Source organism: Microbulbifer sp. S227A, assembly GCF_049800935.1.
Genome location: NZ_JBNAFZ010000003.1, coordinates 395,839 through 421,540, shown reverse-complemented (window position 1 = coordinate 421,540; position 25,702 = coordinate 395,839). Strand labels below are relative to the sequence as shown.

The window sequence follows — 25,702 nt, the reverse complement described above, 5'->3', positions numbered from 1 at the left end:
CCCCGTTTCAACCGCGTCTGTAGCGCGTGACGGCCCCGCGATGGTGCCATCACTGCGCCGGGGCCAGCAGCCTGCCGCCCACCGCCAGCGCATTCATGCCGCTTGGTTGCAGCGAGAACTGGCCATCCTGCACCTGCGAGATCGTCGCCGCCGGCAGGGTCGGCCAGGCGCGGGTCGCCGGATCGAACACATCGCGCATCACAAACCCCTGGCCCGGGCGCAGGACCACGTGGCTGATGCGGGTATCGGCATTGGCATCGAGATAGAGGATCATCGCCTGCTCGGCGGCACCGGCCGATGGCACAAACGCGCCCTTGACCAGCACACATCCGGGGCGGCCATCGGCAGTCTTGCGGCGGCAGCCATCAAGCCAGGCATTCAGCGCAAAGGCCGGCAGGTTGCCCAGCGTTTCCGCCCCCAGCGTTGCGCCGTCGGGGCGCACCGGCAGCAGGTCGAGCAATTCGGCGGTGCGCCCGGGCAGGTCGCGAATTTGCAGCTCCTGTTCGAATTGATAGCGATTGGTGGCGGCGCGGGCATCGGCGATCCGCGCGGTCAACAGGTGATTGCCAGAAGCCTCGGCCGTTGCCTGCAAGGCCGCAAGCCCCGATTGCCCCGCCCGGCCCCATTCATGCGCCAGCGGCCAGAGCGCGAGCTGTGCCAGCGTGGCCTGGCCGGATTGATAGCGCTTGACCTGGCTGGCAGTTGAAATCCGATAGATGTCCAGAACCGGCGTCATCCACGCCACCGCCACCGCGATCGCCAACAGCGCGATCCAGACATTGATCTGCCGCACCCGTGCCATCCAGCTACGCCCCAGCAGGACCGCGCCGCCGTATCCCAGGCCATAGATCAGCAGAAACACCGCCGCTGTCATCGCCAGGAGGCGATCCGGCGTCCAGCCATATTGGCGCACCCGCAGCACTACCGCCCAGACCGCAAGCGCCGCCAGCAGCGGCAACAACAGCGCCAGCCCACGGGTTGCCATTTGCAACCCGCGCGTTCGGATCGCCATGGCGTCGTCGCGATCGAGCGCCATGCTGACCAGCGACACCGCAACCGCCGCCGCACCCAGCAGCGTTCCACCCGACGAAAACTCGCCAAACAGCCGGTCCAGCCCGCGCAGGGGCACCGCCGCCAGGAACACAGCAACCACCGCCAGCACCAATGGCACCAACAGGCGCAGCAGGCGCAAGAGCGGATAAGGCGACAGGGTGTGCCGCAGCTCCTGCATGACCGCAAGCCCAAGGCCAAGCACCGCGCCGCTCAGGCCAAACCGCACCCAGCCGGGCCGCAGCAGCGTGTCGATCACCGTGATATCGACCAGTTCGAGCAATGCATCGCTCAGAAAGGCCACCAGCCAGAAAGCCGCAACGAAAACACATGCCAACCCATAGCGCGCCATCAGCATCCAAGCCGCATCAAACAGCCGGTCATAGCGCAGCACGGATGCGCGGTCCTGAAGCCAGACCAGCAGGAAAGGCGTGGCAAAGAGCACCAGCACCGCCGAGACGCTGATCATGACCGGTTCGTTGAACAGGTCCGTTGCCCTGTCATAGCGCAGGCCCGCGACGCTGGTCAGCAGGGTGATCGCCACCGCCAGGGCAAGCCCACCCAGCATGGCGCGGGCAATCGCGACCGGCCCGCACAGGGCCAGCGCCACAACCGCATAGCTCGCCACAAAGGCAAACAGCGCGAGAAACAGCCCGGGCGGCACCGCGGGATCGCCCCAGCGTTCGCCCAGCCCCCAAAGCGCCAGACCGGCAACACAGCCCAGCCCGGCCATGACCAGCCGATGCCGGACCGCCTGCCCCGGCGGCGACCTGTCTTGCAAATTGCTGCTCTTCATCGCGACAAGCCTACTGTGCCGCCCCGATACTGGCCAGCGGCAATGATGCCCCGGGAACCTGCCGGGTCAGAAATCGGTAGGCGCGCCGCCCTCCTGTTTGCGCCGGGCCACAAAGGCGGCGAGCTCTTCGTGGATGGCGGCATCCATGGGCGGTGCCTCGAACTCGCCAATGATCTGCTTGAACATGTGATGGGCGCGCTCCGGGGTCCAGATGGCCCCGGCGGCCTCCCACCCCTCGAAATTCTTCCAATCGCTCAGAAAGGGCTGGTAGAACGCGGTGGTATAGCGGTCCTGGGTATGTTGAATACCAAAGAAATGCCCGTCATTGCCCACCGCGCAGATCGCCTCCAGCGCGATTTCATCCGGCCCCGTCGCGGTCAGTGCCGGGTCCATGTAACGTTGGATCTGCTGCAAAACCTCGCAATCCATGATGAATTTCTCGGGGCTGGCGATCAATCCGCCCTCAAGCCAGCCTGCCGCGTGATACACCATGTTGGTGCCCGACTGCACAGCGGCCCACAGGCTGTTTGAGGTTTCCCACATCGCCTGCCCGTCGGGCACGTTGGCGGCGCAAACCCCGCTCGAGCGCATCGGCAGCCCGTAGAACCGCGCGAGCTGGCCGGTCATCTGGGTGGCCCGCATGTATTCCGGCGTACCAAAGGCCGGCGCGCCGGATTTCATGTCGACATTGCTGGTAAAGGTGCCGATGGCACAGGGCGCGCCGGGGCGGATATACTGCGCCAGCGCAATCGCGATCAGCCCCTCGGCCAGGGATTGCGCCACCGCACCGGCCATCGTCACCGGTGCCATCGCCCCGGCCAGCGTGAACGGTGTCACCACCAGCCCCTGCCCGCGCCGTGCCAGCCGCATCCAGCCATCCAGCATCGGATGGTCATGTTTCAACGGAGAGGTCGAGTTGATATTCGTGTACATTCGCGGGCTTGCGTCGAATTCCTCATGGGTCAGCCCGCCCGCGATGCGGACCATCTCCATCACATCCTCGACCCGCTCCTTGCCGAGCGAATAGGCATGCATGACCTTGTCCGTCAGCGTCAGCTTGTCATAGAGAACATCCAGATGCCGCACGCTGGCATGCACATCCACCGGTTCGACAGGATAGCCGCCCGCGAAATGGATACAGTTGAAATACTGTGTCAGTTTCAACAGGTTGCGGCACATTTCTCGCGTACCGGGAACCTTTTTGCCGATCTCCATATCCCAGTAATTGGGCGGGGATGAGACATTGCCGAACAGCATCGTCTTGCCACCGACCGTGATTTTCCGCTCTGGATTGCGCGGGGTCAGGGTGAATTCCGACGGGGCCTTGCCGATCATTTCCATGATGAACTCGCGCCCGATGCGCACCACCTCGCCATCAATGCGCGCGCCGGCCTCGCGGAAGATCTCCAGCGCTTCGGGATTGAGAATGGCAATGCCGATATCTTCGAGGATCTCCATCGCGCCGGCGTGAATGGCGGCAACCCCGTCCTGCGTCAGGGGCTCTACCGGCCGGTCGATGTTGATGGGCGGGTTCCAGGGCATCTGGTCGATGGCCACGCCCCCGCGCCTTGCCGCGTTGCCGGCCCGCCCACCACCGCGCCGCTTGCGTCCAGTACCATCCGCCATGTTCAGACCTCCGATCGCCAGGACCATTCAGCAGCAGGCGGCGGCGGGTTGCCGGTCTGAACGCGACAGGTCGTGTCGCTTTCCTATTTTATGCGTCGCTTTCGTTGCGCGTCGGCTCATGTCCGAGCCAGACGGGCAAATGGCCGATATCCGGCAGCACCACATCGGCGTATGGGCCAAGCTCGTTAGCATCCGCCATCCCGGTCAACACGCCGACGGTTGTCATGCCCGCGCTGCGCCCGGCGATCAGGTCATGGGTGCTGTCCCCGACCATCGCCACCTGTTCAGCCGGCACCCCAACCGCGCGGGCAAAGGCGATCAACTGGCCCGGATCGGGCTTGGCCCCGAATCCGCTGTCAAACCCGGCAACAAAGTCGAAACACCCGGCAACGCCCGCCGTGTTCAGATGCGCCAGCGCCGGGGTTTCCCCGTCATTCGTCGCCACGCCCAGCCGCATCCCGCGCGCGCGCAGCCCGTCGAGATAGGGCCGCAAGGGCACGGCCTCGGCCTGCGGTGCGGTTTCGGCCTCCTGGTTGAGCATCGCGATCACCTCATGCCGGGACATATGCGGCAAATGCACGGCCAGCGCCTCGGCAACCTCGGCGGGGGTTCCGGCAATGACAATGCTGTCGGGGTGAAAGCGACCGGTGACCACATCGAACCCGATGGCGTTTCCCAGGCGGGCCGCCTGCCCGCTGTCGCCGCCCGTTACCCGGTTCAGAAAAGCGCTCGCCCAGGCCTCCCAGGTGGCACCGAAGTGAAACAGGGTTCCGTCCTTGTCAAACAGGATCGCCGCAATTGTCATGCAATGCCCTTTCAGAGCCGGGAAACATCAGGTCCAATGCATCTGCGCCCCGCCGGGCAAGGCGGCGCGGGCCAGCATCGGGTGTTCATAGGGAATCGCTGCGGACTGGCAGAACTGCACCACCCAGGCATCGTCCATCATCAGGAAATCGAGCACCGAGCCGAGAAATTCCGGTTCGCCCGCGCGGGTTCTCAGGTCTTGTTCGGAGGCACCGCTGGCCCCGAGAAACACCGGCAGCAGTTCATCCTGGCCCAGCAGCCAGGTCAGCGCCCTGAGCGCGAGGGTTTCGGCGGCGTCGGCGGAATACTGCATGGTGCGATCGCTTTTCCCCAGTCGGAAACAGTTTGTTAAGGACTCTCATAAACACTTTGAAACAATATTAACGCAAGACATGAAAGGCGCCACGCGTGCAAGGCACCATTCTGATCGTAGACGGCGTATCCACGAACCGCATCATGCTGAAAGTACAGCTGTCGGCGGCGTATTATCATGTAGTCCAGAGCGACGGGATCGACGGGCTTGAGGCGCTGATTCGGCGCACCCGGCCCGAGCTGATCGTGACCGCGATGGCCCTGCCGGACGGCACTGCGCATGATGTGCGCGCGGTGCTGGATCGCGACGACAGCATGCGCAACACCCCGGTCATCGCCATCGCCGCGATCAACGACCGGGCGGCGCAGTTCGCGGCGCTCAAGGCCGGGATCGATGACGTGTTGTTGCAGCCGATCGACGATCTGATCCTGCAGGCGCGCATCCGCAGCCTGATCCGCGCCCGCAGCAGTTCCGATGAGTTGCATTGGCACGAGCGCCCGCAACCCGTGGCATTGGGCTTTGCCGAACCGGCCGCGGGTTTTGCGCCGCCCTCCAACATCGCCCTGCTGACGCATCAGGCCAGCACCGGCGCGGTCTGGCGGGCGCGGCTCAAGGAACGCAGCAGCCACAAGCTGCAATGCCACCGTATCGACGACATTCACGACATGATGACCGGGCAACCGCCAGAGGCCATCATCGTCGACCTGACCGACAAGGAAAGCGAACCCGCCCTGCGTTTGCTGGTCGATCTCAGGTCACGGGCCTTTACCAGCCATGCCGCGCTGATTGCCGTGGTGCCGGAAACCGCGCGCCATCTTGGGGCCGAGGCGCTGGATCGCGGCGCGCATGACATCCTGCAGAGCGGTTTCTGCGCCGAAGAGCTTGCGATACGCATCGATACGCAATTGCGCCACAAGAAACAGTCCGACCGATTCCGCGCCTCGGTGCGTGACGGGCTGCGCGCGGCGGTGCGCGACCCGATGACCGGCCTGTTCAACCGCCGCTATGCGCTGCCTCACCTGGCCGCCACTGCCAGCGAAGCCGCGAAAACCGGGAGCAGTTTTGCCGTCATGCTTGCCGATCTCGACCATTTTAAGCAAATCAACGACTGTTTCGGCCATCCGGCGGGCGATGCCGTCCTGATCGAGGCCGCACGGCGTCTGCAAAGCCAGGTCCGCGCCTGTGACATGGTGGCCCGCGTCGGCGGCGAGGAGTTCATGATCGTGATACCGGATGCCGACCAGGATGCCGCGACGCTGGCCGCCGAGCGGATGTGCCGCCAGATCAATGCGTTGCCGTTTCATTGTGCCGGCGTGGATCATCCGGTCAAGGTTACCACCAGCATCGGTGTCGTCGTCGGCTCTCCCTCATGCGCGATGGCCCAGATGCAGCCCGAACAGCATGCCGAACTGCTGATCAGCCAGGCCGACCGCGCGCTGTACGGGGCCAAACATGCCGGGCGCAACCAGGTGTCGCTGATCGGCGTGGCCGCCTGAGCCCGCCCTGCGCGCAACCGGATTGCCTGCCCGATCCGCGCGTGGAAAGCTCCTGCTAACCGGTTGCCGTTTTTTGTCTTGAATGGTGCGCCCGGGTTGGTCAGACTTCGAGGCATGAGCCAAACGATTGCCCCCACCGTCCGCCCGCTGCGCGCCGACGACCTGCCGCAATGGTCCGAAATGTGGACGGCCTATCTGGCATTCTATGAAACCAGCCTCCCGCCCGAGGTCTATGACAGCACCTTTGCGCGGCTGCTTGGCGATGACCCGCGCGATTTCAACGCCCTGGTTGCGGAACAGGACGGCAAGCTGGTCGGGCTGACCCATTACCTGTTTCACCGGCATGCCTGGAAGATCGAAGAGGTCTGCTACCTGCAAGACCTCTATGCCCGCCCCGAACATCGCGGCACCGGGATCGGCCGCGCCCTGATCGAAGCGGTCTATGCCGCCGCCGATGCACGGGGCACGCCGGCGGTGTACTGGCTGACGCAGGATTTCAACGAAACCGCGCGCAAACTCTATGATCGCATCGCCAATGTAACGCCCTTCATCCGCTATCAGCGCCCATGATCCGTATCGCGCCCATCCTGCTTGCCGCCGCCATCGCCGGATGCACCGCCAGCCCACGGGCCGACACCCCCACCCGCGCCGCGATTGCCGAGTCCAGCCTGTCGCCGATGAAGGGCTTTGCCTCGTCACGGCCAAGCGCCCCGTCGCAATCCAACTCCAACATCGCGGCGGACTTCCTGTCGCTGCATTTCGAACTGGAGAGCGGCCGCCGCCTGCCAGTCTTCACCCGGTTCGAGACACCGATTACCGTGCGGGTCACGGGGCGGCCGCCCGACAGCCTGGAACCCGACCTGCGCCGCCTGCTCGACCGGCTGCGCAAGGAGGCGATGATCGACATCCGCCAGGCGCAGGGCCAAACCGCCAGCATCACCATCGAAGCCGTGAGCCGGGCGGAGATTCGCCGCGCCCTGCCCCATGCCGCCTGTTTCGTGGTGCCCAACGTGTCGAGCCTGGCCGAATACCGCCGCAAACGCCGCAGCCCCGATACCAATTGGTCAACGCTGAGGCGGCGCGACAAGATGGCAATCTTTCTGCCCCATGATTCGACCCCGCAGGAGATCCGCGACTGTTTGCACGAGGAACTTGCCCAGGCGCTTGGCCCGCTGAACGATCTCTATCGCCTGCCCAACTCGGTCTTTAACGACGACAACGTGCACACGGTGCTGACCGGGTTCGACATGTTGATCCTGCGCGCGACCTATGCCCCGGAAATCTACAGCGGCATGACCAAGTCCGAGGTGGCGACCGAGCTGCCCGACATTCTGACCCGCATCAATCCGCGCGGCGACCGGCTGGCGGCCCGGGCCATCGCGCCCACACCGCGGTCGTGGATTGACGAGGTGCAGAACGTGCTTGGCCCCGGCGCGGACACCGATGAACGGCGCAAGGCGGCGCAATCGGCGGCGGCAACGGCACAGAAACTCGGCTGGCGGGACCATCGGCGCGCCTTTGGTTATTACATGCTCGGACGGATGACCCAGCTCGACGATGCCGAGCTGGCGCAGCAATATTATGCCAGCGCGCTCGGCTATCTGCGCGGCACCCCCGACACCCGCCTGCACCAGGCCTATGTCATCACCCAGACCGCCGCCTATGCGGTGTCTCGCGGTGACGGGGCCGGGGCCCTGCGCCAGATCGACCCCTATCTGGACGTGGCCGCGCGCTCGGAAAACGCCGCCCTGCTCGCCACCCTGATGCTGCTCAAGGCCGAGGCGCTGGATCAGACCGGCCAGAAGGACGCCGCGCGCGCGGTCAGGCTGGACAGCGTGGGATGGGCAAGATACGGCTTTGGCACGGATTGGGCGGTGCGGGCCAAGATGCAGGAAATTGCATCCCTGAACCCCCAGAACAAGCGCAACAGCCAATCGAACGGGTAAACGGGCCATGATCGTGATCGCAGGTGTTCTGCTGGGAGCCGTATTCGGTGTCGTCCTGGCGAAAAAGGGCGGCGGGAAACCCGCCGACATGATGCAATACGCGGCGGCCTCGGCATTGGCATTCGGGGTTGTTGCAATGATTGCAACGGTGCTGATCGACCGGCTGGCGGGCTGAGCGGATGTTTCTGCCTTTCTTTGAAAACCTGCGGAAATCCGGCGTGCCGGTATCGCTGCGGGAATATCTGAGCTTTCTCGAAGGCATGAAGGCCGGGCTTGCGACCTATGATGTCGAGGCGTTCTATTACCTGGCCCGCGTGTCGATGGTGAAGGACGAGCGCAATATCGACAAGTTCGACCGGGCCTTTGCCACCAGTTTCAAGGGGCTGGAAGAGATCGGCTTTCAGCAGGTGATGGAGGCCGTCGACATCCCCGGTGACTGGCTGCGCAAGATGGCGGAAAAACACCTGAGCGACGAAGAAAAGGCCGAGATCGAGGCGCTTGGCGGGTTTGACAAGCTGATGGAGACCTTGCAGGAGCGCCTGAAAGACCAGCAGGGCCGGCACCAGGGCGGCAACAAATGGATCGGCACCGCCGGCACCAGCCCCTTTGGCGCCTATGGCTACAACCCCGAAGGCGTGCGGATCGGCCAGAAGGAAAGCCGGCACCAGCGCGCGGTCAAGGTCTGGGACAAGCGCGAGTTCAGGAATCTCGACGACACGGTGGAACTGGGCACGCGCAACATCAAGGTGGCGCTGAAACGGCTGCGCAACTGGGCCCGCGAGGGGGCCGCCGAAGAGCTTGACCTTGATGGCACGATCCGCGCCACCGCCGAGCATGGCTATCTCGATGTGAAAACCCGCCCCGAACGGCATAACGCGGTCAAGGTCGTGCTGTTCCTGGATATCGGCGGCTCGATGGACCCGCATGTCAAGGTGGTGGAAGAGCTGTTCTCTGCCGCGCGCAGCGAATTCAAGCACCTGGAATATTACTATTTCCACAATTGCCTGTACGAAGGCGTCTGGCGCGACAACCGCCGCCGCTGGGATGCCCAGACCCCGACCCACGAGGTGCTGCGCACCTACGGATCGGATTACAAATGCATCTTTGTCGGCGATGCATCGATGAGCCCTTATGAAATCGCCTATCCCGGCGGTGCTAACGAACATTGGAATGCCGAGGCCGGGAGCGTCTGGCTCGGGCGTGCGCGGGAACAGTGGAGCAGCAATCTCTGGATCAACCCGGTGCCGGAAAAATACTGGTCCTACACCCATTCGATCCAGATGATCCGCGAGATTTTCGACGACCAGATGGTGCCCATGACCCTTGATGGGCTGAGCCGGGGAATGAAGGCGCTGACCCGCTAGGGCCATTCACGCAAAACCGGTCTCATCCGGTGCCGCCAGACATCCGAGTTTTGGGCGTACGGGATGACCACCGATGGCACATAACTACGCGTAGCACGATGGAACCGGCCTGGCAGAGCGGCACGCCACTTGCCGACGGCCCGCGCCGGGGCCATATCATGTGCATGATCAAGTTCACCCCCATCCTGCTCGCCATTCTATATGCGCTGGCGATGTACCGGTTCTCGGTTTGGAGGACCGGCAGGGAGCTTGACCAGAAATCCACCGAACTGGCCGATCCGCATCTCAAGCGGCTGACCGATCGTCTGGCCGCGTCGCTCGATCTGCATCGCATCCCGGTCTATGTCTATGAAATCGACCCGGTGAATGGCCTCGCCGCGCCGGACGGCCGCATCTTCATCACCCGGGGATTTTACCGCAAGTTCCAGAACGGCGACGTGACCGGCGAGGAAATGGCCAGCGTCATCGCCCATGAGTTGGGCCATGTCGCATTGGGCCATGCGCGGCGGCGGATGATCGATTTCTCGGGTCAGAACGCCCTGCGCACCGCATTGATCATGGTGCTTGGCCGCTTCATCCCTTTTGTCGGGGTCTGGATCGCCAATATCCTGACCAGCCTGTTATCGGCGCGGCTGTCGCGCGCCGATGAATACGAGGCCGACGCTTATGCGGCGGCGCTCCTGACCAAGGCCGGCATTGGCATCGCGCCGCAGATTTCGCTGTTTCGCAAGCTGGACGCGCTGACCGAGCAACGGGCCGGCATGGCACCGGCCTGGTTGCTGAGCCATCCCAAGACCGGGGAACGCATCGACGCCCTGCATGAGCTTGAGCGCAGGTGGCAGGCCCAGACCTGACACCCCGACCTGACATCCGGATCAGTCGCCGAGCGCCTTGGCCAGCCGCGGCAAGCGGGCCTTCTTCAGCAGCGGGCGCAGTTCCCAGTTCTCGCCCGACAATCGCCTGGCATCGTCAAGAACGCGCCGCGCCACCGCGCCGATCGCGTCCGGATCGCGTTGCCACAGGCCATGCAGATAGCCGTCCGGGTCCAGCCGAAGCAGCCCCTCTTCCTGTAGCGCGCGGCGCGGAAAATCCTTGGCGTTCAGGGTCATGATCGCATCCGCGGAGCGCGCCACCGCAACGGCCAGTACGTGGATATCGGCGGCATCAGGCAGCCATAAGCGTTGCTCAAGCCCCGGTGCCGGGGGGCATTCGGCATCAGGCCATGCCCCGCGCAGCAAGGCGATTTCGGCGCGGGCCTGCGCCTCGCCCTGTGGCCCAAGCTTGATCGCCGCGCGCGCCCATTCTTCGAGTATCCGTGCCGACCAGAGCGGCGTGAAATGCCCTGCCCGCGCTGCCCCAAGCACCATTTCGCGCATCACCGTCGGGTAGAGCACGCAGGTATCGATGACGATCCTCACAGGCGGAAAAACAGGGATTTGAGATAGCCGCTTTCGGCCAGTTGCGGCAGCTGCGGATGGTCCGGGCCGGCAAATCCCGTATGGATCAGCTGCGCCTGTCGTCCGCCGCGCCCGATGCCCCGGGCGCTGGCCGCGTGAAATCGCCCGAGATCGGCGGCATGGGAACAGGAGCACAGGCACAGGTAGCCGTCGCTGGCAACCAGCGGCGCGGCCAGCCGGGCAATCCGTTCATAGGCCCGCAACCCTGGCTCGAGCGCGGATTTCGACGGGGCAAAGGCCGGAGGATCGCAGATGACCACATCAAAGCGCGCGCCCTCGGTGCCAAGGGCGCTCAGAACGTCGAACGCATCCCCCTGGCGGGTCGTGAAACGCGCCGCCATGCCGCCCGCGGCCGCGCCTTGTTCCGCCAGCGCCAAGGCCGGGGCCGAGCCATCCACCGACAGCGCCGAGGCCGCCCCCCCCGCCAGCGCCGCGAGTGCAAAGCCACCGACATGGGAAAACACGTCCAGCACCCGCGCACCGGCGGCCAGCCGGGCGGCAAAGGCGTGGTTGGGGCGCTGGTCAAAGAACAGGCCGGTTTTCTGACCGCCGGTCAAATCGGCCATGTAGGTCGCACCGTTCATCGGCACCGGGATTGGGGCCGACGGGACCGTTCCACGCAGCACCCCCGAGAGATCGTCCAACCCTTCGAGCGCCCGCGTGCGGCCGCCGGCATTTTTCAGAACCGTCGTGACACCGGTGACGGCGACCAGCGCATCGGTCAGCGGCCCGAGATGCCGTTCGGCCCATGCGGCGTTGGGTTGCACAACGCAGGTCTCTCCGAACCGGTCGATGATGAGACCGGGCAATCCGTCCGCCTCGGCATGGACCAGCCGGTAGAACGGATCGGGAAACAGCCGTTGGCGCAGCGCCAGCGCCCTGGCGAGACGCGTCTGGAACCACCCGGTATCAAGCCGGGCGGACGGATCGCGATCAAGCATGCGGCAGATGATTTTGGAGCCGGGATTGACGGCAACAAGCCCTAGCGAGCTGCGCTTGTCGTCTTCGAGCACGGCAATCGTGCCCGCTTCCATCGCACGGGTGCGGCGGTCGGTCACGAGGTCATTGGCATAGACCCACGGAAATCCGTGGCGGATACCGCGTGCATTGGCCTTGGGTTTGAGGCGCACGCGTGGCAGGTCGGTGAGGGGAACAGAGTCGATCATGCCGCCCTCTTAGCGAGATCGTTGGGATGATAACAGCCTTGGCGGTACAGCGGCTCAGTTTCTCGGCCGCGATCGCCAACCGCCCCGCCGCCGGGGCGCGACAACAGATGCCATCCCGTCGCGCAGCACCGCCGACATCGGGTGATCGGGTTCGGCATCGGCATATCGCGCGATCAGGTGGCGCAGGGCATCCGCGGTCTCGCCGCCTTCGGGCAGGCTCAGCGCCCAGTCGAGAAAGATCGAGCGGCACTCGGCCGGTCCGATGTCCTCGATCTGGTAGGCTTCGTAGATCAGGCCCTTGGGGTCCATGGCGTCCGTCGGCTTCATGGCTCATCCTCTTGCGGCAACAACCCCGCGATTACGGCGGCGGCGTCGCCATAGGCGGTCTCCAATGCCGCGCCAAGCGCATCCGGGGTTTCGTAACCGGTGCTTCGGCACAGGAACGCGGCCCCGCCCTCGCCCATACCGGCCAGCGTCAGCGTCTGCCCCGACAACAACCGCGCCGAGGTCTGGACCGACCAGCAGAGATCATAACATTCGGTCAGCCGTGCCGCATCCGCGTCACCCATCCAGCCACAGGCAACCGCCGCCTGCAAACCCGAACGCACGTCGCGCGCATCCGAACCGGCCAGCAAGGCTCCGGTCTGGGCCACCAGCTCGATATCCTGCATCCGGCCCGCGCCGATCTTGGCATCCCATATGCCGTCGGGCGATTTGGCCCCGGCGATCTTGGCCCGCATCTCGGCGACCTGTTGCAGAACCTGCGCACGATCGCGGGGAGAGGACAGAACCTGCTGGCGGAACCCTTCGATATCCGTGGCCAGCCCCTCGACCCCGGCAATCACCCGCGCCCGGGTCAGCGCGAGATGTTCCCAGACCCAGGCTTCGTCTTTCTGATAATTCTGAAAACTCGACCAGCTGGTGGCCACCGGACCCTGGTTGCCCGACGGGCGCAGGCGCATATCGACCTCGTATAGCCGCCCCTGCGACATTTGCGCGGTGATCGCGGTGATCAGAGCCTGTGTCATCCGGGCGTAATAGGTGCGCGTGGCCAGCGGGCGCTTGCCGTCCGAGGCATCCGCCTCCAGCGGGTCATAGATGACGATCAGATCGAGATCCGACATCGCGTTCAGCCGCCCCGCTCCCAGCGATCCCATGCCCAGAACTGCCGCGCCCCGCCCCGGTGGATCGCCATGCCTGAGCGCAAACTGGCGCACCACCAGCGGGCAGATGGCGGCGATCACGGCACTGGCCAGGTCGGCATATTGGCCGCCCGCCGTCTCGGCATCGGCAAGCCCGCGCAAGTGATGGACACCAATGCGAAAATGCCATTCCTTGGTCCAGCGCCGGGCGGTGTCGAGCTGGGTTTCATAGTCGGTTTCCCGGCGCAACAGCCGGGACAGCTCGGCCTGCAGGGCATCGACACCGGGCCAGTCGGAAAAGAAATCGCCGCCGATCACCGCATCGAAAACCCCGGCATTGCGCGACAGGTGCCCGGCCAGCGCCGGAGAGGTGCCGACAATATCCACCAGCAGGTCGATCAGCTGGGTATTGGCCTCGAACAGCGAAAACAACTGCACCCCCGCCGGCAGCCCCGACAGGAACCCGTCCAGCGCAATCAGCGCCTCTTCGGGTTTCGAAGTGCGCCCCAGCCGCGCCAAAAGTTCCGGGCGGAGCCGGTCGAAAATCTGCTGTGCCCGCTGCGAGCGCAGCGCCGGATAGGTCGGCCAGCGGGCGAGGATGCCGGCATCGAAATCCACCGGCCGTTCGGCGTTGTTCGGCGTCTGGTCGGGGGCAAAGAAATCCTCGGTCAGCGCATGCACCTCGCCCAGCCGGTCGGCGATCTTTCCGAGCAATTCCGCCGGTTCCATATCCATCAGGCAGGCAATCCGCGCGATCCCCTCTTCGGATTGCGGCACCTTGTGGGTCTGGGCGTCATTGACCATCTGGATGCGGTGTTCCACCTCGCGGTGGGCGCGGTAGTGATCGCTGAGCTGGTCGGCGACCTCGGGCGGTATCCAGCCCTTTTCCGCCAGCGCCGCCAGCCCGGCCACGGTTTCGCGCTGCCGCAGCCCGGCATCGCGCCCGCCGGCGATCAATTGCCGGGTCTGGGTAAAGAACTCGATCTCGCGGATGCCGCCACGCCCGAGCTTCATGTCATGCCCCGGAATGGTAAGTGCGCCGCCCGTTCCCTTGGTCTCGCGGATCCGCAACCGCATGTCGTGGGCGTCCTGAATGGCCGCGAAATCCAGGTGACGTCGCCAGACAAACGGGGTCAGGGTTTTCAGAAACCGCTCACCGGCGGCAATGTCGCCCGCTGCCGGGCGGGCCTTGATATAGGCGGCGCGTTCCCAGGTGCGGCCAAGGCTCTCGTAATACCGTTCCGCCGCCTCTGCCGCCATGCAGACCGGGGTCACCGCCGGATCCGGGCGCAGGCGCAGGTCGGTGCGGAAAACATAGCCATCCGCCGTGCGCTCGCTCAGCAGGCTGCACATATTGCGTGTCGCCCGCACCATGCCCTGCCGGGCTTCGTAGAAATCGTCGGGATCGAACCGGGTTTCGTCGAACAGACAGATCAGGTCGATATCCGATGAGTAGTTCAGCTCATGCGCGCCCATCTTGCCCATCGCCAGAACAAACAGCCCGCCCGCCGTGGCCACGTCATCCCCGGTCATCCCCGGCAGCTTCTTGCGACGGATCAGCGTCGCGATCTCGGATTTCAGCACCGCGTCACAGGCCCGCCCGCCCAACTCGGTCAGGCTGCCGGTCACCCGTTCCAGTGGCCATGCACCGGCGAGATCGGCCAGGGCGGTCATCAGCGCCACCCGGCGCTTGGCCTGCCGCAGCCCCGCCTTGAGCCGGTCCGGGGCAAGCTCGGCAAGGCCGTCGATACAGGCGGCAACGGCGGTGCCGGGATCATCCGCCGCTTCGATCAACCAATCGGCCTCGGCCTCGATCAGGGCGCGCAGATAGGGGCTGCTGCCCGCCGCCCCCTCGACAAGCTGCGCCAGTTCCGCGGACGCGCCCGGAACCGCGGCCCGCGCCTCGGCACCAAGGTCACGATCATAGCTGCGCGGCATGCGGGTCATGTTCTTGCATAGCGACATGGGCGCAGAGTGGAGCCGCGCCGCGGGCGCGTCAATGCAGGAACCGCTTGCGATATCGATCTCTTTCGGGTCAGGCTGCGCGCCATGAGCAAGAGCATGAAACGTGTCCGCGCCGCGCTCGAAGCCGCCGGACTTGACCCCGTGATACAGGAAACCAGCCTCGCCCGCACGGCGCAGGATGCCGCCGATGCGGTGGGATGCGCGCTGGACCAGATCGCCAAATCCATCATCTTTCTCGGCGAAGAAAGCGGCCAGGCCATCCTGTTCCTGACAGCCGGCGGCAATCGCGTCGACGAAACCAGGGCCGCACTGGCGGCGGGTGAACCGCTTGGCAAGGCCGATGCGGCGCTGATCCGCAGGCAGACCGGGTTTGCCATCGGCGGCGTCGCCCCGGTGGGCCATCTCGTGCCGATCCGCGCATTTCTCGACCCCCGGCTGCTGGAATTTGATGACATCTGGGCCGCAGCGGGCACGCCGCACCATGTTTTCCGTATCGCGCCGGTCATTTTGAAGCAAATATCAAACGCACAAGCATTTGATTTCACGTAACAATAAAAGTAAATGTAAAAAACATTCACATAAAGCCTTGCAACTGACGCCCTCACCCCCGATCTAGATGATGTGAAAGGCATTCACATTGACACACCTTCAGGAGAGAGACGACCATGACCATGATGACCGAACCCGTTCCCGCCACGTCCCATCCGGGCTGGTTTTCCCGCGCCGAAGCCTGGCTTGACAGCAAGGGCAAAGGGGCCTGGATCGCCGCTATGGTCCTTGGCTTCGTGTTTTTCTGGCCAGTTGGCCTCGCCCTTCTCTTCTACATGATCTGGAGCAAACGCATGTTCAGCAAATCCTGCAGCCGCCGCAATTCGTGGAAACAGCACCGCATGACGATGTCCTCCTCGACCGGCAACCGCGCGTTTGACGCTTACAAGGCCGAAACCCTGCGCCGTCTGGAAGAAGAACAGAACAACTTTGAATCCTTCCTCGAACGCCTGCGCGAAGCCAAGGACAAGGCCGAGTTCGACCAGTTCATGGACGAGCGCGCCAAACAAGCGGGTCGTGACGAAGACGAAGCGGCCTGATACCAATTGACCTGTCCCCGCCTTTGCCGGGACAGGTCGCCTTTGCATGCCAACTCGGGGTAACTTGATGTACAACCTGCCGGATCCGGACCGCCAGCCGGAATTCTATTCCTCCGTCCCGCTCAAACGCCTGATGGCCTGGGTCATCGACACGATCCTTGTCATGCTGCTGTGCATGGCCGGGGTGCTGCTGACCGCCTTTGTCGGGGCTTTCTTTCTGGGCTTCATGTGGATCATCCTCAGCTTCTGCTATCGCGTCGTGACCATTGCCAACGGATCCGCCACCTGGGGCATGCGTTTTGTCGGCATCGAGCTCAGAAAGGCGGATGGCAACCGTTTTGACATGCCGATGGCGCTGGCGCACACGGCCGGCTACACGATCAGCATCACGCTCCCAATCCTGCAGATCATCTCGATCGTGATGATGCTGACCGGAGCGCGGGGTCAGGGCCTGACCGATGCATTCCTGGGCACTGTCGCGCTCAACCGAAGGTCCGAATTGCGCGCCTGAATCGACACTTGGCGACTTGCAGATCGGTTGCTATCATTTTCGTGAAAGCAACAGCGGACGGTTCATGCGACATACTCTACCCATTGCACCACAATTCTATGTGACGGCCCCGCAACCCTGCCCTTATCTCGAGGGCAGGATGGAGCGCAAGCTGTTCACATCGCTACAGGGTGACAATGCCGATCGCCTGAACAACGGCCTGAGCCAGCAGGGATTTCGCCGCTCGCAGAACGTGCTCTACCGCCCGTCCTGCGCCGAATGTTCGGCCTGTCTGTCGGCACGCATCGATGTCGACCGCTTCAAGCCGACCAAGAGCCAGAAACGCGCCGCGCGCCGCAATGCCGACATCGCCCGGCAAGCCACCTCGCCCTGGGCGACCGAAGACCAGTATGACCTGTTCCGCCGCTATCTCGATGCGCGCCACGCCGATGGCGGCATGGCGGACATGGATGTTTTCGAATTCTCGGCGATGATCGAGGAAACCCCCATTCGCAGCCGGGTCATCGAATACAGCGATCCGCGCGGCGACGAACTGGTGGGGGTCAGCCTGACCGATGTGCTCGAAGACGGGCTGAGCATGGTCTATTCCTTCTACGCGCCCGACCGGCTGCAACACAGCCTGGGCACCTACATGATCATGGATCATATCGAGATCGCCCGGAGCGCCGGCCTGCCCTATGTCTATCTGGGCTACTGGGTTCCCGGCAGCCGCAAGATGGGCTACAAGGCCAAGTTCTCTGGGCTTGAAGTCTATGTGGGCGGTGAATGGGTGCCGGTATCTGACCCCGACGATTTCGGTGCCGAAACCCATCCGCTCTCGACCGATCCCATCGCCGAACAGGTCGCCAATATCAGCCTGCCGGACGGACGCCCGACCCGGCTCTGATCCCCGCCGCCACCCGCCCCTGGCAAACCGGCGCACATTGCGCGGTCCGGCATGTCCCTGCATGGCCGCGCGACGGGCAACCGGACGGGCGCGCAGACCGCCCGCCGATTATCAGAAATGATCGCCGCCGGTCATGAAATCACAGCTTTCTTTCGCCACAAAACCCACGGGCGCAACAAAACGTCGCAGAACGGGCATCATTGCCGGTCATTTTCACGACGATTGACGGTTGACGCCCCCGGTTTGCGCCCATAATGTCGCCCGGGCATGAAGAGGAGCGGTGAATATGTCTCGCCTAGTCGTAATCGTAGGAACCACGCGCATGGGCCGGTAACGGTTAGCCATATTGCGACCCATGCGCCCCCGCCAAGAACGGGGGTTTTTTTATGCGCAGAACTTTATGCGCAGAACGTTGTCTCGGATGGAGCAAAAACAGATGACACGTGAAATGACCGGAGCAAAGATGTTGGTGCAGGCGCTGAAGGATCAGGGCGTCGACACGGTATTCGGATATCCCGGCGGCGCAGTCCTACCCATCTATGACGAGATTTTTCAGCAGAACGACGTGCGGCACGTGCTGGTGCGGCACGAACAGGGCGCGGTTCACGCCGCCGAAGGGTATGCCCGCGCGACCGGCAAGCCCGGGGTTGTGCTCGTGACATCGGGTCCGGGTGCCACCAACGCGGTGACCGGGCTGACCGATGCGCTGATGGACAGTATCCCGATCGTGGTCTTTACCGGACAGGTGCCGACCTTCATGATCGGCTCGGACGCCTTTCAAGAGGCCGACACGGTGGGCATCACCCGCCCCTGCACCAAGCATAACTGGCTGGTCAAGGACACCGACACCCTGTCGGGCGTCATCCACGAAGCGTTTCACGTGGCCACCTCAGGGCGGCCGGGGCCGGTGCTGGTCGACATTCCAAAGGATGTGCAATTCGCCACCGGCACCTACACCAAACCCTCGCCCACCGCGTCGCATTATCAACCGCGCGTCAAGGGCGACCTGGAAGAGATCACCGAACTGGTCGCGGCGATGGAAAAGGCCAAGCGCCCGGTGTTCTATACCGGCGGCGGGGTGATCAATTCCGGCCCGGCGGCCAGCCAGCTGCTGCGCGAACTGGTCGACGCGACCGGCTTTCCGATCACCTCGACCCTGATGGGTCTGGGTGCCTATCCGGCCTCGGGCAAGAACTGGCTCGGGATGCTGGGGATGCACGGGCTGTACGAAGCCAACCTGGCGATGCATGACTGCGACCTGCTGATCAATATCGGCGCGCGCTTTGACGACCGGATCACCGGCCGCATCGACGCGTTCAGCCCCAAGTCGATCAAGGCGCATATCGATATCGACCCGAGCTCGATCAACAAGGTGATCAAGACCGACATCCCCATTGTCGGGGACGTGGCGCATGTGCTCGAAGACATGCTCAAGGTCTGGAAATCACGCGGCCGCAAGACCAATGCCGAGGCGGTTGCCAAGTGGCACATGAAGATCGACGAATGGCGCAAGGTCGATTGCCTTGCCTATACGGCGGGCGACAAGACCATCAAACCCCAGCAGGCGCTGGCGCGGCTCGAGGCGCTGACCAAGGGGCATGATCGCTATATCACGACCGAGGTTGGCCAGCATCAGATGTGGGCGGCGCAATACCTGACCTTTGAAGACCCCAACCGCTGGATGACGTCCGGTGGCCTGGGCACGATGGGCTATGGCTTCCCGGCGTCGATCGGCGTGCAGATGGCGCATCCCGACAGCCTGGTGATCAACGTCGCGGGCGAGGCGAGCTGGCTGATGAACATGCAGGAGATGGGCACCGCCGTGCAGTATCGCCTGCCGGTGAAACAGTTCATCCTGAACAACGAACGTCTTGGCATGGTGCGCCAGTGGCAGGAACTGTTGCATGGCGAACGCTATTCGCACAGCTGGTCCGAGGCGCTGCCCGACTTCGTGAAACTCGCCGAAGCCTTTGGGGCCAAGGGCATCATCTGCAAGGATCCGGCCGATCTCGACGATGCGATCATGGAGATGATCAACCATGATGGCCCGGTGATCTTTGACTGCCTCGTGGAAAAGCACGAAAACTGCTTCCCGATGATCCCCTCGGGCAAGGCGCATAACGAGATGCTGCTGGGCGAAGCGGAAACCCAGGGCGTGATCCAGGCCGGCGGCGCGGTTCTGGTCTAGGACACAATCCAGAAATCGGTGAACGGGCACCCCGGTGCCCGGCATTCGGAACATCTCAGGAGTATGGACATCATGTCTGCCCTACACATCAAAAAAGGCACAACCAAGCATTCGGCCTATAACCTGCGCCCCAGCTTTTCGGACGTTCAGGAGCGGCACACGATCGCGGTGCTGGTGGAAAACGAACCCGGCGTCCTGGCGCGGGTCATCGGGCTGTTTTCAGGGCGCGGTTACAACATCGAAAGCCTGACCGTGGCCGAGGTCGATCACACCGGTCACCTAAGCCGCATCACCATCGTCACCACCGGTACGCCGCAGGTGATCGTGCAGATCAAGGCCCAGCTGGGGCGGATCGTATCGGTTCACGAAGTGCATGACCTCACGGTCGAGGGGGCCTCGGTCGAGCGCGAGCTGGCGATGCTCAAGGTTGTTGGGGGCGGAGAAAAGCGCGTCGAGGCGCTGCGCCTGGCCGATATCTTCCGCGCAAATGTGGTTGACAGCACGCTGAACAGCTTTGTGTTCGAGATCACCGGCGCACCGGACAAGATCGACGCCTTTGCCGACCTGATGCGGCCGCTGGGTCTGTCGGAAATCGCGCGGACCGGGATTGCCGCCCTGATGCGCGGCGACTGAACTACAGCATCTCGCGTATCACCTGAAGCACCGCAAATCGTCTGACGCGTTGAAATCTTCGATTTTCAGGCAGCGTTGGATGATCCGGGTTTGGCGCGATATGCAATGTTTACGGTCTGGGCGGGGGACCGCCCGTCCTGCCTCTGGCAAGGACCCCCAGAGCGATTACAAGGAAATCAGGCGTGGCCCGCGGTGACGGCGCGGCGCTGATCCCGCCCCGCTGCGCGAGATGGCGAAAACGGGATGATTTCAGCCGAACCGCGCTGCTTGTGCATCGGTGTAGCCGGTGAAACCCGAACCGTTCCGGCGGTTTCAAGCGACTCGGGCAATTCCGGGAACACGCCCTCGGCAATCAATCTGGGATTGTGTGCGAATCGCATGTTGCGATCCATGGTCAGTTCGAATTCAACCCAATCCCCGGCGTCCATCGCCACCATCTGGGCATCCTTGGTTGAGCGATAAAATGCAAGATCTCCATGATCTTCACACCAAATAACCGCCTTGTGATCTTCCTCGTCACTCCAGAGCACTACGCCAAACATGATCCATCCCACTAAATCTCTCTATACTAAGTTTGTGCCAATTCTTTACAATCAGACATGGAAAACCTTGCGTCGCGCTATTGCAATTTGTGTCTGAAACGATAGCTTGTCGATCCATATTGGCGTCAACGCTGATGCTAATTCGCGTCAAACCAAGAAATCGGATCCCAAACCGGGTGTTTTCATCCATAATCCCAGGGGTCAGGCCAGGTGCAGTTGCACAACCCTAGAGGAGGCTCCATGTCCAAATCGACACGATCCCCCGCTGAATTGCGCAACATGTTCGGCGCAAACCTGCGCACCCTGTCCAGGAGTTATCCGTCGATTTCGGAACTGGCGCGGCGGCTTGGCATCAACCGCACCCAGTTCAACCGCTACTTGTCCGGCGAGAGCTTTCCCCGTCCGGATGTGCTTGACCGGATCTGCGCGTTCTTCGACGTGGATGCGAGAATTCTGCTCGACCCGGTCGACGCGCTGGATACCAGTGGATCGATCCTGAACGGACCGGTCCTGTCGCAGTTCACCGGACCCGGTGTCAGGGATGTGAGCGAAGAAGTGTTTCCCAGCGGGTTTTTTCGGTTTTCCCGGCGCAGCTTCATCAACGAGGCGCAGTTCATTGTCGGCCTGGTCCATGTGTTCCGCCATGCCGGCCACGTCTATGTGCGCGGCTATGAAGCGCGCGAGGCGATGCGCCAGCAGGGACTTCCGATCGACGCAAGGGCACGGGAATTCCGCGGCTATGCGATCCGCCAGGAAGACGGCGTGGCGCTAATGATCTCGCGCCGCAAGGCGATGACCAGTTCGTTCAACTACCTGGCGCGGGTTGCCTCGTTCGAGAACAATTACTGGGTCGGCTACGTGACCCGGACGGTACGCGAAAGCACCACCGGCACCCGCGTCACACGCATGGTCTATGAACATCTGGGCGGGTCCTGGAGTGATGTGCTCGACGCTGCCCGCCAAACCGGGTTCAAGACCGAAGACGAGCTGCTGCCCTTCCATCGCCGGTTGCTACAGCCGGGCGATCCGTTTCGCTGACCCCCGGCGGGGCCGCATTGCCGCACATGTCGCGGTGAGAAAACTTTCGTCGCAGAGAGAGCGGAGCGCCTCCGGCTTTCCCGGATACAACATCCGGGAAAGCCAAGGAGAGCCTCATGCCACATCCCGCCTCGGACCTGTCCGCCGTTCGCCGCCCGATCGCCCATGCCCAGGGGCTGCCAAATGCCCATTACACCGATGCGGGTGTGTTTGAAGAGGAAAAGCAGGCGCTGTTGTTTTCGCAATGGGCCGGGCTGGCGGCGCAGGCGGATGTGCCGGAACCGGGCGATGCGGTACCCATGAGCTTTCTGGGGGTGCCGCTGCTGTTGATCCGCGACAAACAGGGCCAGGTGCGGGTCTTTCAGAACACCTGCCGCCACCGCGGCATGATCCTGGTTGAAGAGCCGCGCAAGATCGAGGGCGCGATCCGCTGCCCCTATCACAGCTGGTGTTATGCCACGGATGGTCGGCTTGTCAGCACGCCCCATGTGGGCGGCCCCGGACAGAACACCCATGACGGGATCGACCGGGCCACGCTCGGCCTGATCGAGGTGCGCAGCCACCTGTGGTTCGGCGTGGTCTGGATCAACCTGTCCGGCGACGCGCCGGCGTTTGAGATTGCCATGTCCGGCCTGCTCGCCCGCTGGGCCGAATTCGATCACCCGTTGTTTCACGGCGGCGCCGAAAGCCGGTTTCAGCTCGAAGTCGACTGCAACTGGAAACTCGCGGTCGAGAACTATTGCGAGAGCTATCACCTGCCCTGGGTGCATCCCGGATTGAACAGCTATTCCCGGTTGGAAGATCACTATCACATCGAACAGCCCGGCGAATATTCTGGCCAGGGAACCATGGTCTATCGCCAGATCCGCAATGAGAACGGCGATGTCTTTCCCGATTTCACCGGTCTGAGCGACAAGTGGGATACAGCTGCGGAATATGTCGCGGCCTACCCCAACGTGCTGCTTGGAGTGCATCGCGACCATGCCTTTGCGATCATTCTTGTCCCCGACAGCGTCGGTCATACCACCGAACATGTGCATCTCTTCTATACCCGGCCCGCCACCGACGAGGGGCTGCGGGCGCGCAACGCGCAGCAGTGGAAAACCGTGTTCGAAGAGGATATTTTCGTCGTCCAGGGCATGCAACGTGGCCGACTGGCCCCCGGCTTTGATGGCGGGCGTTTTTCACCGGCAATGGACGGACCGACGCATCTGTTTCACGATTGGGTCGCCGGCAAGATCGAGACCCACCGCGCCCGTCCGCGTGCCGCGGAATGACGGATCTGCAGGAGCGGTTGTTGGCGGCCCATGCCGCCCATGACCACCGGGCGCTGGTCGATCTCTATCGCGAGGCGGCCGACACCGCAAACTGCCCGGATGCGGCCGGTTTCTATCTGACCCATGCCTATGTGTTTGCGCTGGAACAGGATCACCCGGCTGCGGCTGAACTGCGCGCGCGGCTGGTCAGAGAGGGCCGCGAACCGTCCTAGCCCCTGAGTTGATCGTAAAGGTGCCAGGTGGCATGGCCAAGCAGGGGCAACACCAGAAACAGACCAAGGAACCATGGCAACAGCGCGGCAAAGCACGTGGCCGCAATAAAGGCCGCCCAGAGCAACATCGGAAGCGGATTGGCCATGACATATCTGAAGCTGGTGATCATCGCGGTGACAAAATCAACCTCGCGATCCAGCAACAAGGGCAGCGACAGCACCGTGATCATGTAAAGCAACAGGGCAAACAGCGCCCCGACCACGGTGCCGACCGTCAACATGATCAGCCCGTTCATGGTCAGGAACACGTCGAACGAGGTCGAGATATTGGTCATCGTCGACAGCCCCAGGAACAGTGCAAAGATCATGTGGCCGATAAAGAACCACCACAGGAACACCACGATGATGATGGCACAGATCGACGGCAGCTGGCGGCGGCTCTGATGTATGACCACCCCCGAAATGCCGCGCCAGTCCAACGGGATACCGTTCCTGAGCCGGCGTGATACCTCGTAGAGCCCGACCGCCGCAAAGGGACCGATCAGCGGAAATCCGATGGCCGCCAGCACCAGCCAGAATGTGGTGCCTGTGCGGGCGGTAATCACCGCCATCAGCCAGCCCGCCAGCACGTAGAACCCTGCAAAGGCCAGCCCATAGGCCGGGGCGCGGCGAAAATCCTGCCACCCGCGCGCCAGGGCGGTGCGCAAGATTCCCCCCGACACCGGCTGCAACGGCGGTACGCCATGTTCAAGTGTCTGCTGCATTCTGCCCCCTCCCCGATTATGCGACCCTAGAGCGGCGGGCGCTGTGCCGGCCAATCCGTCGCGGCATGATAGGCCGCGCCAAGCGCCAGCAACCTGGCATCACTGCCGCGCGGCCCGAATATCTGAACGCCCATCGGCAACCCCTGCGCCCCGAACCCGGCGGGAACCGCCAGCGCCGGCAGGCCAAGCAGGCTGATCGGGATGACGACCTGCATCCATTGATGGTAGGTTTCCATCGCCTTGCCCGCAACGCTCGTGGGATACGGGATGTCGGCGTCAAAGGGCCAGACCTGGGCCGTCGGCAGGATCAGCGCGTCATAGGTTTCAAACAGCGCCGCCGCCGCCCGGAACCATTGCGAGCGCACCACGCTGGCCTTGTGAACGTCATGCGCCGTAAGCGCCAGGCCGCGTTCGGTTTCCCAGATCGCGCTGTCCTTCAACTCTGCCCCTTCAGCAAGGAAAGCCGCCAGGCCGGTCGAAACCTGCCACGACCGCAGATCGATCCAGCTTTGCCAGATGGCTTCGGCGGAAAACGGCGGGGCGACCGGCTCGATTGCGCAGCCAAGGGTTTCCAACACCCCGAGCGCATCGCCGCACAGGTCCAGAATGCCCTCTTCCATCGGATAGGCACCGCCCCAATCCCCCAGCCAGCCGATCCGCAGGCCGTTGGGATCGGCAGCCCCGAGCGGCGCAACTGGCTCCACCGCCATGCCATGCGGTTGTCGCGGGTCGGGGCCGGATATCACGTCCAGCAGGATCGCGATATCCTCGGGTGTCCGCGCCATCGGCCCCAATGTCGCCAGCTGGTGCAGAAAGGTGTCCCCCTCGGGTTCGGACGGCACCCGGCCCCAGCTTGGCCTGAAGCCATAGACATTGTTCCACGCCGCCGGGTTGCGCAGGCTTCCCATCATGTCCGACCCATCCGCCAGCGCCGTCATCCCCGCCGCCAGCACCGCCGCCGATCCGCCGGACGAGCCTCCGGCGCTGCGCGACAGGTCATAGGGGTTGCGCGTCACCCCGTGCACCGGGTTGAACGTGTGACTGCCAAGCCCGAATTCGGGCGTATTGGTCTTGCCGATCAGGATCGCCCCCGCCGCCCGCATCCGCGCCGCGATCATGTCGTCCTGTTCGGGCACGTTGTCGGCAAAGATCGGCGAGCCGAAGGTTGTCAGCACCCCGGCGACATTGGCAAGATCCTTGACCGCGATCGGCAGGCCATGCAGCGGGCCGCGTTTGGGTCCGCTGTCCATGGCGGCCGCCTCTGCCATCAGCGTATCGGGATCGCGCAACCCGACGATGGCGTTGACCCGGCCATTGACCGCATCGATCCGCGCCAGTGTCTCCTGCATCAGCTCGCTGGCAGACAGCGCGCCGCTGTTCAGGTCGGCAAGCAGGCTGGTTGCGGTTCGCTCGGTCAGGGACATGGGCAAGGCTCCTC

26 protein-coding genes are annotated in these 25,702 nt (G+C 63.7%); 15 read left to right on the top strand and 11 right to left on the bottom strand.

The features are described 5' to 3' along the window. Positions 1 to 49 precede the first annotated feature (49 nt). The 4 genes from ACP15R_RS09830 to ACP15R_RS09815 all read right to left on the bottom strand — a co-directional run bounded on the left by ACP15R_RS09830 (position 50) and on the right by ACP15R_RS09815 (position 4,589). The gene (locus ACP15R_RS09830) at positions 50 to 1,846 is read right to left on the bottom strand and encodes a hypothetical protein (protein ID WP_424986223.1); all 1,797 of its coding nucleotides are present in this window, start codon (positions 1,844 to 1,846) and stop codon (positions 50 to 52) included. 66 nt (positions 1,847 to 1,912) lie between these two features. After that, positions 1,913 to 3,472, bottom strand: a complete 1,560-nt coding sequence (locus ACP15R_RS09825) for a trimethylamine methyltransferase family protein (protein ID WP_424986222.1) — start codon at positions 3,470 to 3,472, stop codon at positions 1,913 to 1,915. An 88-nt stretch (positions 3,473 to 3,560) separates the two neighbouring features. Beyond that, a complete protein-coding gene (locus ACP15R_RS09820; RefSeq protein WP_424986221.1) occupies positions 3,561 to 4,277 on the bottom strand; it encodes an HAD family hydrolase in 717 nt (238 codons plus the stop codon). Positions 4,278 to 4,304: 27 nt separating this feature from the next. After that, positions 4,305 to 4,589: a DUF3572 domain-containing protein gene (locus tag ACP15R_RS09815; protein WP_424986220.1), complete on the bottom strand. Its 285-nt coding sequence runs from the start codon at positions 4,587 to 4,589 to the stop codon at positions 4,305 to 4,307. 95 nt (positions 4,590 to 4,684) lie between these two features. On the opposite strand from ACP15R_RS09815, the gene ACP15R_RS09810 reads away from it, so the two are divergent. The 6 genes from ACP15R_RS09810 to ACP15R_RS09785 all read left to right on the top strand — a co-directional run bounded on the left by ACP15R_RS09810 (position 4,685) and on the right by ACP15R_RS09785 (position 10,249). Next, entirely contained in the window at positions 4,685 to 6,085 is a 1,401-nt protein-coding gene (locus ACP15R_RS09810) for a diguanylate cyclase (protein WP_424986219.1), read from the top strand. A gap of 114 nt (positions 6,086 to 6,199) precedes the next feature. After that, positions 6,200 to 6,655 (top strand): N-acetyltransferase family protein, encoded by a 456-nt coding sequence (locus ACP15R_RS09805; RefSeq protein ID WP_424986218.1) that lies wholly within the window; start codon positions 6,200 to 6,202, stop codon positions 6,653 to 6,655. Continuing rightward, positions 6,652 to 8,031 carry a DUF2927 domain-containing protein gene (locus ACP15R_RS09800; protein ID WP_424986217.1) on the top strand — a complete coding sequence of 460 codons (1,380 nt, stop codon included), beginning with the start codon at positions 6,652 to 6,654 and terminating at the stop codon, positions 8,029 to 8,031. The genes ACP15R_RS09805 and ACP15R_RS09800 overlap by 4 nt, the downstream gene beginning before the upstream one ends. 7 nt (positions 8,032 to 8,038) lie before the next feature. Next, positions 8,039 to 8,206 (top strand): hypothetical protein, encoded by a 168-nt coding sequence (locus ACP15R_RS09795; RefSeq protein WP_424986216.1) that lies wholly within the window; start codon positions 8,039 to 8,041, stop codon positions 8,204 to 8,206. Between the two features lie 4 nt (positions 8,207 to 8,210). Continuing rightward, positions 8,211 to 9,395, top strand: coding sequence for a vWA domain-containing protein (locus ACP15R_RS09790; RefSeq protein WP_424986215.1), 1,185 nt, complete (start codon positions 8,211 to 8,213; stop codon positions 9,393 to 9,395). A gap of 98 nt (positions 9,396 to 9,493) precedes the next feature. Then, positions 9,494 to 10,249, top strand: coding sequence for a M48 family metalloprotease (locus tag ACP15R_RS09785; RefSeq protein ID WP_424986214.1), 756 nt, complete (start codon positions 9,494 to 9,496; stop codon positions 10,247 to 10,249). Positions 10,250 to 10,270: 21 nt separating this feature from the next. Here ACP15R_RS09785 and ACP15R_RS09780 read toward each other — a convergent pair whose 3' ends face one another. From ACP15R_RS09780 to ACP15R_RS09765, 4 genes are read right to left on the bottom strand one after another with little or no spacing between them, the layout of a single operon-like run. Continuing rightward, positions 10,271 to 10,813, bottom strand: a complete 543-nt coding sequence (locus ACP15R_RS09780) for an RSP_2648 family PIN domain-containing protein (protein ID WP_424986213.1) — start codon at positions 10,811 to 10,813, stop codon at positions 10,271 to 10,273. Further along, positions 10,810 to 12,018 (bottom strand): RSP_2647 family RNA methyltransferase, encoded by a 1,209-nt coding sequence (locus tag ACP15R_RS09775; protein ID WP_424986212.1) that lies wholly within the window; start codon positions 12,016 to 12,018, stop codon positions 10,810 to 10,812. Before ACP15R_RS09775 ends, ACP15R_RS09780 begins: the two co-directional genes overlap by 4 nt. 54 nt (positions 12,019 to 12,072) lie before the next feature. Continuing rightward, entirely contained in the window at positions 12,073 to 12,345 is a 273-nt protein-coding gene (locus ACP15R_RS09770; RefSeq protein ID WP_424986211.1) for a hypothetical protein, read from the bottom strand. After that, positions 12,342 to 15,107 (bottom strand): hypothetical protein, encoded by a 2,766-nt coding sequence (locus ACP15R_RS09765; protein ID WP_424986210.1) that lies wholly within the window; start codon positions 15,105 to 15,107, stop codon positions 12,342 to 12,344. The genes ACP15R_RS09770 and ACP15R_RS09765 overlap by 4 nt, the downstream gene beginning before the upstream one ends. A 114-nt stretch (positions 15,108 to 15,221) precedes the next feature. Between ACP15R_RS09765 and ACP15R_RS09760 the strand changes: the two genes are divergently transcribed. The 6 genes from ACP15R_RS09760 (at position 15,222) to ilvN (ending at position 20,431) form a co-directional block, all read left to right on the top strand. Then, positions 15,222 to 15,674, top strand: a complete 453-nt coding sequence (locus ACP15R_RS09760; protein WP_424986209.1) for a YbaK/EbsC family protein — start codon at positions 15,222 to 15,224, stop codon at positions 15,672 to 15,674. A gap of 116 nt (positions 15,675 to 15,790) precedes the next feature. After that, complete coding sequence (locus ACP15R_RS09755; RefSeq protein ID WP_424986208.1) at positions 15,791 to 16,213, top strand: DUF2852 domain-containing protein; 423 nt, start codon at positions 15,791 to 15,793, stop codon at positions 16,211 to 16,213. Between the two features lie 67 nt (positions 16,214 to 16,280). Next, positions 16,281 to 16,724 carry an RDD family protein gene (locus ACP15R_RS09750; protein ID WP_424986207.1) on the top strand — a complete coding sequence of 148 codons (444 nt, stop codon included), beginning with the start codon at positions 16,281 to 16,283 and terminating at the stop codon, positions 16,722 to 16,724. A gap of 64 nt (positions 16,725 to 16,788) precedes the next feature. Beyond that, the gene (locus tag ACP15R_RS09745; protein WP_424986206.1) at positions 16,789 to 17,610 is read left to right on the top strand and encodes an arginyltransferase; all 822 of its coding nucleotides are present in this window, start codon (positions 16,789 to 16,791) and stop codon (positions 17,608 to 17,610) included. 436 nt (positions 17,611 to 18,046) lie between these two features. After that, entirely contained in the window at positions 18,047 to 19,798 is a 1,752-nt protein-coding gene (locus tag ACP15R_RS09740) for an acetolactate synthase 3 large subunit (RefSeq protein ID WP_424986205.1), read from the top strand. Positions 19,799 to 19,870: 72 nt separating this feature from the next. After that, on the top strand, positions 19,871 to 20,431 hold the full coding sequence (gene ilvN, locus ACP15R_RS09735; RefSeq protein ID WP_424986204.1) for an acetolactate synthase small subunit: 561 nt from the start codon (positions 19,871 to 19,873) through the stop codon (positions 20,429 to 20,431). A 176-nt stretch (positions 20,432 to 20,607) separates the two neighbouring features. Here the strand turns inward: ilvN and ACP15R_RS09730 are convergent, their stop codons facing one another. Beyond that, positions 20,608 to 20,973, bottom strand: a complete 366-nt coding sequence (locus ACP15R_RS09730) for a hypothetical protein (RefSeq protein WP_424986203.1) — start codon at positions 20,971 to 20,973, stop codon at positions 20,608 to 20,610. Positions 20,974 to 21,213: 240 nt separating this feature from the next. Between ACP15R_RS09730 and ACP15R_RS09725 the strand changes: the two genes are divergently transcribed. The 3 genes from ACP15R_RS09725 to ACP15R_RS09715 all read left to right on the top strand — a co-directional run bounded on the left by ACP15R_RS09725 (position 21,214) and on the right by ACP15R_RS09715 (position 23,500). Further along, complete coding sequence (locus tag ACP15R_RS09725; RefSeq protein ID WP_424986202.1) at positions 21,214 to 22,011, top strand: helix-turn-helix domain-containing protein; 798 nt, start codon at positions 21,214 to 21,216, stop codon at positions 22,009 to 22,011. A gap of 116 nt (positions 22,012 to 22,127) precedes the next feature. Beyond that, complete coding sequence (locus ACP15R_RS09720; protein WP_424986201.1) at positions 22,128 to 23,288, top strand: aromatic ring-hydroxylating oxygenase subunit alpha; 1,161 nt, start codon at positions 22,128 to 22,130, stop codon at positions 23,286 to 23,288. Then, complete coding sequence (locus ACP15R_RS09715) at positions 23,285 to 23,500, top strand: hypothetical protein (RefSeq protein WP_424986200.1); 216 nt, start codon at positions 23,285 to 23,287, stop codon at positions 23,498 to 23,500. Before ACP15R_RS09720 ends, ACP15R_RS09715 begins: the two co-directional genes overlap by 4 nt. Here the strand turns inward: ACP15R_RS09715 and ACP15R_RS09710 are convergent. Together ACP15R_RS09710 and ACP15R_RS09705 are read right to left on the bottom strand one after the other, a co-directional pair. Beyond that, a complete protein-coding gene (locus ACP15R_RS09710; protein WP_424986199.1) occupies positions 23,497 to 24,264 on the bottom strand; it encodes a DUF2189 domain-containing protein in 768 nt (255 codons plus the stop codon). The two genes, ACP15R_RS09715 and ACP15R_RS09710, sit on opposite strands and share 4 nt — an antisense overlap. A 26-nt stretch (positions 24,265 to 24,290) precedes the next feature. Next, entirely contained in the window at positions 24,291 to 25,688 is a 1,398-nt protein-coding gene (locus ACP15R_RS09705) for an amidase (RefSeq protein WP_424986198.1), read from the bottom strand. Between the last annotated feature and the right edge of the window lie 14 nt (positions 25,689 to 25,702).